Origin of the sequence: Paraburkholderia caribensis (assembly GCF_002902945.1) — a bacterium.
GTDB lineage: Bacteria > Pseudomonadota > Gammaproteobacteria > Burkholderiales > Burkholderiaceae > Paraburkholderia > Paraburkholderia caribensis.
The window spans coordinates 373,292-385,820 of record NZ_CP026101.1; the positions used below are offsets into that span (position 1 = coordinate 373,292).

General features: G+C 64.2%; 11 protein-coding genes. 6 read left to right on the forward strand and 5 right to left on the reverse strand.

Features of this window, described 5'->3' with window-relative positions; all coding sequences use genetic code 11:
• The first annotated feature begins 56 nt into the window (after positions 1-56).
• The 4 genes from nagA (at position 57) to nagE (ending at position 6,635) form a co-directional block, all read left to right on the forward strand.
• Complete coding sequence (gene nagA, locus C2L66_RS01655; RefSeq protein WP_054929630.1) at positions 57-1,160, forward strand: N-acetylglucosamine-6-phosphate deacetylase; 1,104 nt, start codon at positions 57-59, stop codon at positions 1,158-1,160.
• Positions 1,153-2,160 carry an SIS domain-containing protein gene (locus C2L66_RS01660; protein ID WP_060599314.1) on the forward strand — a complete coding sequence of 336 codons (1,008 nt, stop codon included), beginning with the start codon at positions 1,153-1,155 and terminating at the stop codon, positions 2,158-2,160. The genes nagA and C2L66_RS01660 overlap by 8 nt, the downstream gene beginning before the upstream one ends.
• 13 nt (positions 2,161-2,173) lie before the next feature.
• The gene (gene ptsP, locus C2L66_RS01665; protein ID WP_060602368.1) at positions 2,174-4,762 is read left to right on the forward strand and encodes a phosphoenolpyruvate--protein phosphotransferase; all 2,589 of its coding nucleotides are present in this window, start codon (positions 2,174-2,176) and stop codon (positions 4,760-4,762) included.
• Positions 4,763-4,871: 109 nt separating this feature from the next.
• A complete protein-coding gene (gene nagE / locus C2L66_RS01670; protein WP_060599313.1) occupies positions 4,872-6,635 on the forward strand; it encodes an N-acetylglucosamine-specific PTS transporter subunit IIBC in 1,764 nt (587 codons plus the stop codon).
• 71 nt (positions 6,636-6,706) lie between these two features.
• Here the strand turns inward: nagE and cydX are convergent, their stop codons facing one another.
• The 5 genes from cydX to rpoH all read right to left on the reverse strand — a co-directional run bounded on the left by cydX (position 6,707) and on the right by rpoH (position 11,157).
• Positions 6,707-6,826 (reverse strand): cytochrome bd-I oxidase subunit CydX, encoded by a 120-nt coding sequence (gene cydX, locus C2L66_RS01675; protein WP_063786953.1) that lies wholly within the window; start codon positions 6,824-6,826, stop codon positions 6,707-6,709.
• A 26-nt stretch (positions 6,827-6,852) separates the two neighbouring features.
• Complete coding sequence (cydB, locus tag C2L66_RS01680) at positions 6,853-7,989, reverse strand: cytochrome d ubiquinol oxidase subunit II (RefSeq protein WP_060599312.1); 1,137 nt, start codon at positions 7,987-7,989, stop codon at positions 6,853-6,855.
• Between the two features lie 67 nt (positions 7,990-8,056).
• Positions 8,057-9,646 carry a cytochrome ubiquinol oxidase subunit I gene (locus C2L66_RS01685; protein ID WP_060599311.1) on the reverse strand — a complete coding sequence of 530 codons (1,590 nt, stop codon included), beginning with the start codon at positions 9,644-9,646 and terminating at the stop codon, positions 8,057-8,059.
• On the reverse strand, positions 9,636-9,908 hold the full coding sequence (gene cydP / locus C2L66_RS01690; protein ID WP_054929640.1) for a cytochrome oxidase putative small subunit CydP: 273 nt from the start codon (positions 9,906-9,908) through the stop codon (positions 9,636-9,638). Before cydP ends, C2L66_RS01685 begins: the two co-directional genes overlap by 11 nt.
• Before the next feature lie 313 nt (positions 9,909-10,221).
• Positions 10,222-11,157 (reverse strand): RNA polymerase sigma factor RpoH, encoded by a 936-nt coding sequence (gene rpoH, locus C2L66_RS01695; protein ID WP_042306326.1) that lies wholly within the window; start codon positions 11,155-11,157, stop codon positions 10,222-10,224.
• 349 nt (positions 11,158-11,506) lie between these two features.
• On the opposite strand from rpoH, the gene C2L66_RS01700 reads away from it, so the two are divergent.
• On the forward strand, positions 11,507-12,070 hold the full coding sequence (locus C2L66_RS01700) for an acyloxyacyl hydrolase (protein ID WP_060599310.1): 564 nt from the start codon (positions 11,507-11,509) through the stop codon (positions 12,068-12,070).
• Between the two features lie 45 nt (positions 12,071-12,115).
• Positions 12,116-12,499, forward strand: coding sequence for a nuclear transport factor 2 family protein (locus C2L66_RS01705; RefSeq protein WP_035986766.1), 384 nt, complete (start codon positions 12,116-12,118; stop codon positions 12,497-12,499).
• The last annotated feature ends 30 nt before the right edge of the window (positions 12,500-12,529 follow it).

Below are 12,529 nucleotides of genomic sequence, written 5' to 3' on the forward strand. Positions count from 1 at the left end.
GAACGCACGCGGCGCGAATCAGTCACGCACTGCATAACGCAACATCAGAGAGACTCATGCTGACCGGAAACATACTCACCCCTGAAGGCTGGATCCACGGCACGATCGAATCCGAAAACGGCCGCATCACGGCCATCACGGGCAACGCCGCCGATCCGTCGACCAACGACGCGCCGTACATCCTGCCGGGCTTCATCGATCTGCACGTGCACGGCGGCGGCGGCGCCGACGTGATGGAAGCGGGCAACGCGATCGAGGCGATCACGCGTACCCATGCGCGCTTCGGCACGACGAGCCTGCTCGCCACCACGATGACGGCGCCGCGCGACGAGCTGATGGCCGTCGTGGCGGGCCTCGGCGACGTCGCGAAGAACCGGGTGCCGGGCGGCGCCCGCGTGCTGGGCGTGCACCTCGAAGGTCCGTACATCAACCCCGGCAAGCTCGGCGCGCAGCCTGACGCGGCGGTGGAGGCCGTGCTCGACGAAGTGCTGAAGTATCTGTCGATCGCCCCCATCCGCGTCGTGACGATCGCACCGGAAATCTCCGGCCACATGGAGATCATCTCCGAGATCAACGCGCGCGGCGTGCGCGTGCAACTCGGTCACTCGCTCGGCACGTACGACGACGCCGTCGCCGCGATGAAGCACGGCGCGCGCAGCTTCACGCATCTGTTCAACGCGATGTCGCCGCTGCATCACCGCAATCCGGGGATGGTCGGCGCGGCGCTCGCGCATGCCGAATACGCGGAAATCATTCCCGACCTGCTGCACGTCCATCCGGGCGCGATCCGCGCCGCGATGCGCGCGATTCCGCGCCTCTACGTGGTGACGGACAGCACGTCGGCGACGGGCATGCCTGACGGCGAATATCGCCTCGGCAGCCAGCACGTGACGAAGTGCCTCGGCGGCGTGCGCCTTGCCGACGGCACGCTCGCAGGCAGCACGCTGACGATGGATCAGGCGCTGCGCAACCTCGTATCGCTCGGCCTGCCGATGGCCGATGTGTCAAACCGTATGTCCCGTTACGCCGCCGACTATCTCGGCCTCGAAGACCGCGGCCGTCTCGCGCGCGGCGCGTGGGCAGACATCGTCGTGTTCGATCGCGAACTGGCGTTGACGGCGACTTACGTCGAAGGAGAATCGATTGTCGAATATGCTTAAAGAGGCGCTGGCTTCCGCTGACGTGGTCGCCGCGCAACTCAACGATACCTCGCGCGTCGAATCGCTCGCGGCCCGGCTCGCACAAGAGCCGCGTCACGTCGCGCTGACGGTGGCGCGCGGCAGCTCGGACCACGCGGCGAGCTACTTCGCCTCGCTGACGATGAGCCGCGTCGGCCTGCCCGTCGCGTCGCTGCCGATGTCGGTCGCGACGCTTCAACAGGCGCCGCTTCAGGTGCGCAATCAGCTTGCGCTCGGCTTCTCGCAATCAGGCAAGAGCCCCGATCTGGTCGGCACGATGCAGGCGCTGCGCGAAGCGGGCGCGCTGACCGTGGCCGCCGTCAATGTGCCAGGCTCGCCGCTCGAAAACGCGTGCGAGTTCTATCTGCCGCTCGTCGCCGGTCCTGAACTGAGCGTCGCGGCGACCAAGAGCTACATCGCGATGCTGTCCGTATCCGCGCAACTCGTCGCGCACTGGCAGCAGGACGCAGCGTTGCTCGACGGCCTGAAGTCGCTGCCGGACGCACTGCGCCGCGCGGGCGCGCTCGACTGGTCGAAGGCCGTCGATGAACTGCGCAATGTCGAACGCATGATCGTGATCGGCCGTGGTCTCGGTCTCGCGATCGCGCAGGAAGCGGCGCTCAAGCTGAAGGAAACCTCGGGCATCCAGGCCGAGGCGTTTTCGAGCGCCGAAGTGCGTCACGGTCCGATGGAACTGATCGACCGCGACTATCCGTTGCTGGTGTTTGCGCCGCGCGGACCGGAGCAGGCGGGTCTTCTGCAACTCGCGCGCGACATGCAGGCGCGCGGCGCGCGCGTGCTGCTCGCCGCACCCGAAGACGTGCCCGAAGCCACCTTGCCGCTCGTATCGACGGCGCACGCGGCGCTCGATCCGATTGCCGCAATCCTTTCTTTCTATGTGATGGCTGCCGGCCTCGCCGCCGCCCGCGGACGCAATCCTGACGCGCCGCGCCATCTGATGAAAGTCACCGAAACTCATTGATCGAGAGATGCAGATGCGACGTGTCGAGGAGTCCCGTTTGAAGAGCCATTCCGAAGGCCATATTGTCCTGCTCGCGCCGATGACGGGTCCCGTCGTCCCGCTCGCTAAAGTGCCCGACCCGGTGTTTTCGGGCGGTATGTTCGGCGACGGGATCGGTATCGATCCGCTCGAAGGCAAGCTGGTTGCGCCGTGCGACGGCGTCGTGATGCATCTGGCGCGCACCGGCCACGCCGTCACGATCACGACGGCAGAAGGCGTCGAAATCCTGCTGCATATCGGTATCGACACGGTCGAGCTGAACGGCAAGGGCTTTGCCCCGCTGATCGAGCAAGGCGCGAGCGTGCGCGCGGGCGACGTGCTGATCGAGTTCGATCAGGACGCGGTTGCACGCCAGGCGCCGAGTCTCGTGTCGGTGATCGCGATTGCGAATTCGGATGCGTTCGAGATCGTTGAACGCGCTGCTGCCGATGGCGTGCTCAAGGCTGGCCAGTCGCCGCTGCTCACGCTGCGCGTGCGCGACGGCGCGGCCGTTGCCGCGTCGCGCGAAGCGTCGAGCGTGAGCGAGGAAGCGCGCCAGACCATCGTGCTCGAACATGCTGGCGGTCTGCATGCGCGTCCCGCCGCACGGGCGCGCGAAGCAGCGCGCGGTCTCGATGCGCGTGTCGAAGTGCGTTTCGAAGGCAGGAAGGCGGCGATCGAAAGCGTCGTTGGCTTGCTTGGTCTGGGTGCGGGACAGGGTGCAACGGTCGAAGTGGTCGGCATCGGTGCGCAGGCGGCTGCGGCCGTCGAAGCCGTCGTGCGCGAAATGACGCGCGAGGCGCACGGCGAAGCGGAAGAAAAGCCTGCACGTCAGCTGTCTCCGGCGCCCGTTGCCGCGGTGCCGACGACGGGCGAGCCGCTCGCGCCGAACACGCTCGCGGGCGTGTGCGCGGCGCCCGGCATCGCCGTCGGCAAGCTGGTGCGCTGGGACGACGCCGACATCGATCCGCCGGAGACGGCGGGCAACACGCCCGCCGCCGAAAGCCGCGCGCTCGACAAGGCAATCGCCGCCGTCGACGGCGAACTGAACACGACTGTGCGCGACGCATCGCAACGCGGCGCGCATGGCGAAGCGGGCATTTTCGCGGTACATCGCGTGCTGCTCGAAGACCCGACGCTGATCGACGCCGCGCGCGATCTGATCAGCCTCGGCAAGAGCGCGGGCTTCGCGTGGCGCGAGGCGATCCGTGCGCAGATCGGGGTGCTGTCGAAGGTCGATGACGCGCTGCTCGCCGAACGTGCTGCCGACTTGCGCGACATCGAAAAGCGCGTGCTGCGCGCGCTCGGTTACTCGAACGCTGCTGCGCGTTCGTTGCCGGACGAGGCCGTGCTGAGCGCGGACGAATTTACGCCGTCCGATCTGTCGTCGCTGGATCGCAAGCGCGTGACGGCGCTCGTGATGGCGCGCGGTGGCGCGACGTCGCACGCGGCGATCATCGCGCGTCAGGCTGGCATTCCCGCGCTGGTCGCGATGGGCGACGCGCTGCACGCGATCGCCGACGGCACGCAGGTTGTAGTCGACGCGACGGCGGGCCGTCTGGAATACGCGCCGAGCGCGCTCGATGTCGAACGGGCGCGCACTGAGCGCGAGCGCCTGGCCGGCGTGCGCGAAGTGAATCGCCGCACGTCGCAGCAAGCCGCCGCCACCAGCGACGGCCGCGCGATCGAAGTTGCCGCCAACATCGCGACACTCGACGATGCAAGCACGGCCGTCGACAACGGCGCGGACGCCGTGGGTCTGCTGCGTACCGAACTGCTGTTCATCCATCGCCAGGCGGCGCCGACCGTCGACGAACATCGCCAGAGCTATCAGTCGATCGTCGAGGCGCTGCAGGGCCGCACCGCCATCATCCGTACGCTCGATGTCGGCGCGGACAAGGAAGTCGACTATCTGACGCTGCCGCCGGAGCCGAACCCGGCGCTCGGCCTGCGCGGCATCCGTCTCGCGCAGGTGCGCCCGGATCTGCTCGAAGACCAGTTGCGCGGCCTGCTCGCGGTTCAGCCTGTCGGTAAGGTGCGCATTCTGCTGCCGATGGTGACGGACGTGGGTGAACTGCTGCGACTGCGCAAACGGATCGACGAACTCGCTGCTGAAGCGGGCCGCACGGACAAGATCGAAGTCGGCGTGATGATCGAAGTGCCGTCGGCGGCGCTGCTCGCCGATCAGCTGTCGAAGCACGCGGACTTCCTGTCGATCGGCACCAACGATCTCACGCAATACACGCTCGCGATGGACCGCTGCCAGCCGGACCTCGCCGCCCAGGCGGACGGCCTGCATCCGGCCGTGCTGCGGCTGGTTGCGGCGGCGGTGCAGGGCGCCGGCCAGCACGGCAAATGGGTCGGCGTGTGCGGCGCGCTGGCGGGCGATCCGCTCGCGGTGCCGCTGCTCGTCGGTCTCGGCGTGACGGAGCTGTCGGTCGATCCCGTCTCCGTGCCAGGCATCAAGGCGCGCGTGCGCAAACTCGATTATCAGTTGTGCCGTCAGCGCGCCCAGGACGCTCTGGCGCTCGAATCGGCACAAGCGGTAAGAGCCCTGAGCCGCGAAATCTGGCCGCAAGACTGAAGGCGCTTGCGTCGCAACCAGTCTGAAAAGCCAGATCCGTCAGCTCGACATTTCAACCAGCATGTAAAGCAATTACGCAACTACACGAGACAAAGGAGTGGAGGTATCAATGGATGGAAATCCGTTTCTGAAGATTCAGCGCCTTGGCCGCGCACTGATGCTGCCAATCGCGGTTTTGCCCGTCGCCGGCCTGTTGCTGCGTCTCGGCCAGCCCGATGTGTTCAACATCAAGATGATCGCCGACGCGGGCGGCGCGATCTTCGACAACCTGCCGCTTCTGTTCGCGATCGGCGTCGCTGTCGGCTTTGCGAAGGACAATAACGGCGTTGCGGCGCTGGCGGGCGCGATCGGTTATCTGGTCGAAGTGGCCGTGATGAAGGACATCAACGACAAGCTCAACATGGGCGTGCTGTCGGGGATCGTCGCCGGTATCGTCGCGGGGATGCTGTACAACCGGTACAAGGACATCAAGCTTCCTGACTACCTCGCGTTCTTCGGTGGCAAGCGCTTCGTGCCGATTGTCACGGGGGTGGCGTGTCTGGTGTTAGGCATCGTGTTCGGCTACGCGTGGGCGCCTGTTCAGGCGGCCATCGACGCAGCCGGCCACTGGCTGACGACGGCAGGCGCAGTCGGCGCATTCGTATTCGGTCTGCTGAACCGTCTGCTGCTGGTGACGGGTCTGCATCACATCCTGAACTCGCTCGCGTGGTTTGTGTTCGGCTCGTTCACGCCGCCGGGCGGCGCCGCTGTCACGGGCGACCTGCACCGCTTCTTCGCGGGCGACCCGACGGCGGGCACGTTCATGACGGGCTTTTTCCCGGTCATGATGTTCGGTCTCCCCGCAGCGTGTCTCGCGATGTTCCATGAAGCGCCGAAGGAGCGCCGTGCGATGGTCGGCGGCCTGCTGTTCTCGATGGCCCTGACCTCGTTCCTGACGGGCGTGACGGAGCCGATCGAATTCAGCTTCATGTTCCTCGCGCCCGTGCTGTACGCGATCCACGCCGTGCTGACGGGTTTGTCGCTTGCGATCTGCTCGGCGCTCGGGATCAAGCTCGGCTTCACGTTCTCCGCGGGTGCGATCGACTATGTGCTGAACTACGGCCTGTCGACGAAGGGCTGGGAAGCGATTCCCATCGGCATCGCGTACTCCGTCATCTACTACGGCCTGTTCCGCTTCTTCATCCGCAAGTTCAACATGGCGACGCCGGGCCGCGAGCAGGAAACGCCGGAAGTGGCCAATGAGTCGTACGCGTCGGCCGGTTATGTGGCGCCTGTCGAAGGTGCGGCGGCCGCGTCGGGCACGCGCGCGCAGCGTTACATCGCGGCGCTGGGCGGTGCGGCGAATCTGTCGGTGGTCGATGCCTGCACGACGCGTCTGCGTCTGTCGGTGGTGGATTCGGAGAAGGTGTCGGAGAACGGGCTGAAGTCGATCGGCGCGCGTGGCGTGCTGAAGCGCGGCGGCGGCAACGTGCAGGTGATCATCGGACCGGAAGCGGACATCATCGCCGATGAAATCCGCACGACGATCGCGAGCGGCGGCGCGGCGGCTGCTGTTTCGACCGCTCCTGTCTCGGCCAAGGCGGCTGCCGCTTCGGCGCCCGCTGCCGCTGTCGCCACAGGCAACGGCCCGCTCGATCCGGACCCGCTGCGCTGGCTCGCGGTGTTCGGCGGCGCGACCAATGTCGTTTCGCTGGAAGCTGTCGCGGCGACGCGTCTGCGTATCGTCGTGCGCGATCCGTCGGCAGTGGATCGCCAGCGTCTCGACACGCTGAGCGTCGCGTGGGTGTCGACGGATACGTTCCACATCGTCGTCGGCGACGATGCGCAACGTTACGCGCAGCAACTGTCGACGCGCCTGACGGCAACGGCCTGACGCTCGTCGCGGCCTGAGCCTCGAGCAATGGAAATCGGCGCCCCGCAGGGCGCCGATTTTCGCTTACGCGCTTACCGTCGGTCCGGATTGGCGTCCGGGTCGACGGCGTTATTCGCTTCGAGCCACATCACGTTGATGATGCCGAGCGCGAGCGCAAGTCCAATACCGAGAATCCAGCTGAAGTACCACATGGTTCGCTCCTCTTGCGCGCGGCGTGTCAGTACATCGAATGATGGTTTTGCTCGATTGCGTCGGCCGTCACCTTGCCGCGCATCACGCGATACACCCAGCTCGTGTAGATGAGTATCAGCGGCAGAAAGATGATCACCGCGATCAGCATGATCTGCAGGGTCATCTGGCTCGATGTCGAATCCCAGACGGTGAGGCTGCTGCGCCCATCGAGCGACGACGGCATGATGAACGGAAACATCGAAAAGCCCGCCGTCAGGATTACGCCGATCACCATCAGCGATGTCGACAGAAAGGCGCTGCGCTCGAAGCGCGAACTTGCCAGCAGGAGCGCGAGCACGCCGCCGACCACGCCCGCGACGGGCGCCGCGACCATCCATGGATACGTCGCGTAGTTCGTGAGCCACAGGCCCGGCGCGCCGATCACGTTTTTCAGCAGCGGATTCGCGACGGTGTCGAATGGCGCGGGCTCGGTGATCTGAAAGCCGCCGATCAGCGTCGCGATCAGCACGCCCCCGATCAGAAACAGCGCGACTGCGACCAGCGACGCAATGCGCAGCGCAATCGACGCGCGCCGCGCGACGACACCATCCGCCTTCATCTTGACGAACGCCGCGCCGTGGGCCGCCAGCATCGACACGCTCACCACGCCGCACAACAGCGCGAACGGATTGAGCAACTCGAAGAAGCTGCCGTGATAGGTGACGCGCAGATCCTGATCGAACTGGAACGGCACGCCTTGCAGCAGGTTGCCGAACGCGACGCCGAACACCAGCGCCGGCACGAAGCCGCCGACGAACAGCGCCCAGTCCCACGCGCTGCGCCAGCGCGGATCATCGCGCTTGCCGCGATAGTCGAAGCCGACCGGGCGGAAGAACAGCGCGAACAGCACGAGCAGCATCGCGAAGTAAAAGCCCGAGAACGACGCGGCGTAGACGAGCGGCCACGCGGCGAACATCGCGCCGCCCGCGGTGATCAGCCAGACCTGGTTGCCTTCCCAGGTCGCGCCGACCGTGTTGACGACGATGCGCCGCTCTGCGTCCGTCTTGCCGATGAACGGCAGCAGGATCGCTGCGCCCATGTCGAAGCCGTCGGTGAGCGCGAAGCCGATCAGCAGCACGCCGACGAGCACCCACCAGATCACTTTGAGGGTTGCGTAATCCATAGCGATGTTTCCTCGTGTTTTCGTGCGACAGCAAGCGCGTCGCGGTCGAAGCCGCTATGCAAGCCGCTCATGCCGCCGTATTCGCGCCGACCGCCGGCTTACTGGCCTGCTCGTGGTGGTAGCGCCCCGTATGCAGCGACGATGGACCAAGCCGCGCGTACTTGAACATCAGCGTGATCTCGATGATGAAAAGCGCGGTGTAGAACACCACGAAGCCCGCGAGGCTCAGATACAGATCGCCCGTCGTCAGGCTCGACGCCGATAGCGAAGTCGGCAGAATGCCTGCGATAGTCCACGGCTGGCGCCCGAGTTCCGCAACGATCCAGCCGAACTCCGCCGCGAGCCACGGCAGCGGAATCGCCCACACGGCCCAGCGCAGGAACCAGCGTCGGCTGTCGCGCAGCAGCGAGCGTTGCGCGCAGAAGAAGAACGCGAGCACGAAGGTGGCAAGGAACAGGATGCCGAGGCCGACCATCAGCCGGAACGACCAGAACACGGGCAGAACGGGCGGCACGGTTTTTTTCGCGGCCTGTTTGATCTGCTCGGCGGAAGCGTCGGTGACGTTCGGCGTGAACTGCTTGAGCAACAGGCCGTAGCCGAGGTCCTGCTTGTGCTGGTCGAAGGCGGCGTGCGTGGCGTCGCTCGCGTCGCCTTGCTTGATCTTTTGCAGCGCGCCGTATGCCAGCATGCCGTTGCGGATGCGCGTCTCGTTGCGCGCCATCAGTTCTTTCAGACCGATGACCGGCTCGTCGATCGAACGCGTCGCGATGATGCCGAGTGCGTACGGCACGCGCAACGCGTAGTCGGTGCGCTCTTCCTGCTGATTCGGAATGCCGACAATCGTAAATGGCGCGGGCGGCGGCGCGGTTTCCCATTCGGATTCGATCGCGGCGAGTTTCATCTGCTGCACTTCGCCTGTGGTGTAGCCGGATTCGTCGCCGAGCACGATCACGCACAAGGTGGACGCCAGCCCGAAGCCAGCCGCGACGGCGAACGAGCGCAGTGCGAAGTCGATGTCGCGGCGCTTGAGCAGATACCACGACGACAACCCGAGCACGAACATCGACGCCGTCACATAGCCCGCCGACACCGTATGCACGAACTTCACCTGCGCGACGGGATTGAATATCACGGCGAACAGGCTCGACAGTTCCATGCGCATCGTTTCGTAGTTGAACTCCGCGCCGACCGGGTTGTTCATCCAGCCGTTGGCGATCAGGATCCACAGCGCGGACAGGTTCGAGCCGAGCGCGACCAGAAACGTGACCATCAGATGCTGGATGCGCGACAGCCGGTTCCAGCCGAAGAAGAACAGCCCGACAAAGGTCGATTCGAGAAAGAACGCCATCAGCCCTTCGACGGCGAGCGGCACGCCGAAAATATCGCCGACGTAATGCGAGTAGTACGACCAGTTGGTGCCGAACTGGAACTCCAGCGTGAGACCCGTGGTGACGCCCATCGCGAAGTTGATGCCGAACAGCTTGCCCCAGAACTGCGTCATGTCCTTGTAGATCGGCTTGCCCGTCATCACGTAGACGCTTTCCATGATGACGAGCAGCCACGACAGGCCGAGCGTCAGCGGCACGAACAGGAAGTGATAGAGCGCCGTGACGGCGAATTGCAGACGGGAGAGATCGACGACGTCGCTAGCGGGCATGGTTGTCACCTTGAGTCGAAGGCGGCGGTGAGGCGGACGCCGGCACCGACAGCAGCGCCTGGGCGACCTGGGCAGGCGGCAGCGACATGTTCTGCGCCTGCGGATGATTGAAGAACGCGAATTTGAGCGCGAAAAGAAGCGCGAATTTGATCGCGAGCACGATCAGGATGTCGCGGGCGAATGTCGGACCGCGAGCCCACGCGACGATGCGGCTGGCGAATGTGCGGCGGGCGGCATTCCTGTGATCTAGCGTAATGGTCATGTTTTATGGGCAACGACATCGCGCCGGTTGACCCGGCAGGACACAGTGCGCATCACTCGCGGCACTGACGCATGCACAACCATTGTAGGAATGGGACGACGGACGGGCCCGCGTCATCGTGTCGCGAGGTGGTCCGTTTCTATCACTGATAATTCACGTTCTGAGCGAGGTCAAGACAATGTCTCGACATTGATGCGGATCGACGCAATATTTGACGACGCACAAGAAAAAGCCCCGCCTTCTTGCGAAGAGCAGGGCTCTGTTTCGAGACGGTGCGGCCGGAGGACCGGCGCGCACCGCTGCTTCTCTGAGGTTACGCGTACTCGGCCAGCGCCGTGCGCATTTTCTTCATCGCGCTTGCTTCGATCTGGCGAATCCGTTCGGCCGATACGCCGAACTCGTCGGCCAGTTCGTGCAGCGTCGAGCCGCCCGAACCGTCGTCTTCCACCTGCAGCCAGCGTGCTTCAATGATGCGGCGGCTGCGCGGATCGAGCGATTCCAGCGCGCTCGCGATGCCGTCGCTATGCAGACGGTCACGCTGACGCGCGGCCAGCACGGCTGTCGGCTCGCTGTGCGAGTCGGCCAGATAGGCGATCGGGGCGAATGCTTCTTCGCCGTCTTCGACCTGGCCTTCGAGCGCGATATCGCCACCCGACAGACGCGTTTCCATCTCGGACACTTCTTCGCGCTTCACATTCAGCTCTTTCGCCAGGCCCTCGATCTCGTCCGGCGTGAACGACTGCAACCCTTGCTTGTGGCTGCGCAGGTTGAAGAACAGCTTGCGTTGCGCCTTGGTCGTCGCCACTTTCACCATGCGCCAGTTGCGCAGGATGTACTCATGGATTTCGGCCTTGATCCAATGCATTGCATAGGACACGAGGCGCACGTTCTGCGTCGGGTCGAAGCGCTTCACGGCTTTCATCAGGCCGATGTTGCCTTCCTGGATCAGGTCGGCGTGCGGCAGACCATATCCGAGGTAATTTCGCGCGATCGACACGACCAGCCGCAGGTGCGACAGGACGAGCTTGCGAGCGGAGCCAAGATTGTTTTGCTCGCGGTATTCGGTGGCGTACTGGCGCTCTTCTGCCGGCGTCAGCATCGGAATCCGGTTTACGGCCTGGATGTAGGCGTCGATGTTGCCCAGCTGGCCGGGCAGAAGCGAAGCGTGCGAGAGCGCCAGTGCACCTGCCGGAGCGGCCTTAGCCGACGACGGGCTCAGAGTACTCGGAAGGGTCAGTGTGTTGCTCACGTAGCAAACTCCTTTATTCAGACAAATGTCCGCCAAAGCGGACCACGATGGATGTTAGCACTCTCATTTCCCGAGTGCTAATACTTAGAAGCCGTAGGGGCATGAGAGTTCCCTCTCTCCTATCGAAAATACACATTCAATAGCATAGTACCTCATCTGCGGGTTTGGCACCGACCGCTTAGCATTCGTCGGCTGCAGCAGGATTTTGCAATCGTCTGTAAGATTTTTTCGCAAACAGAAGCAGTGATTTGCGGCTTTCGGTTGTTATTAAAGGGTCCGATAGTTGCTTCTATCTCTAGAATGTCGCTGCACGATGTCCCTGCTAAACCTCGCATCCGGTGGACGCACGATGGAAAAAAAGAACAAGCGCTCGTTTAATGTGGCACCGAAATGTGTCGTCGTGGCAGCGCTTTTCGGCGTATCGAGTCTCGCCTCGGCGGACCAGTTCGGCATTCAGATTGCGGGCGGTGTCGCCGATCACCACGTTCGAAAACTCGACCTTGGCTTCGTCTGGGACCCCAATCTGACGTGGTGGGAAATCGGCGGCTGGCATTTCGCGCTGCTCGGCGAGGCGCACGCCGCGTGGTGGCATACGGACGAAGGCAACGTTCACGAGGACATCGGCGAATTCGGCGTGACGCCCGTAGTGCGGTTCATCAAGAGCGCGGGTTATTTCCGCCCGTTCATCGAGGCGGGCGTCGGTGTGCGGCTTTTGACGCATCCGCGCATCTCGTCGAATTACACGCTCAGCACCGCCTTCCAGTTCGCCGATATGGTGGGTGTCGGCGCACAATTCGGCGAGCATCAGCAGTACCAGTTTGGCTACCGCTTTCAGCACGTCTCCAATGCAAGTATCAAAGAGCCGAATCCTGGTATAAATTTCCAGCAGATTTACGTGCAGTACAACTTCTGACGACCGCTGCCGTTGTCGGCGCGGTCGTCGATAGGGGCGAACGCGATGCCGGCAAAAGTGATCGAAGCGATTCGCGGGCTCGAGCGCGATCGATTTCGCGCGATGGTGGAAGGAAACGGACAGCAGCTCGACGCGCTGCTGTCGGACAACGTCATCTACGTCCACACGAACGGCAAGCGCGAGTCGAAGCAGCAGTTCATCGACGCCATCACGGCCGGGCGCCGGCGCTATCGCCAGATCGAGGTGCAGTCGCAGGACGTGCTGCCTGTCGGACGCGAGACTTGCGTTGTCACGGGGCGCGCGCTGATCGAGATGGAAGCGAATAGCGGCGCGCTGCTCTTTCCGATCGCCTACATGGCGATTCAGGCGCAGGAAGACGGCAAATGGCAGCTGATCGCCTGGCAGGCGACGCGTTGCGCAATCGAGTGACGCGGATCGCGCCATCACTCTTCACCTGAC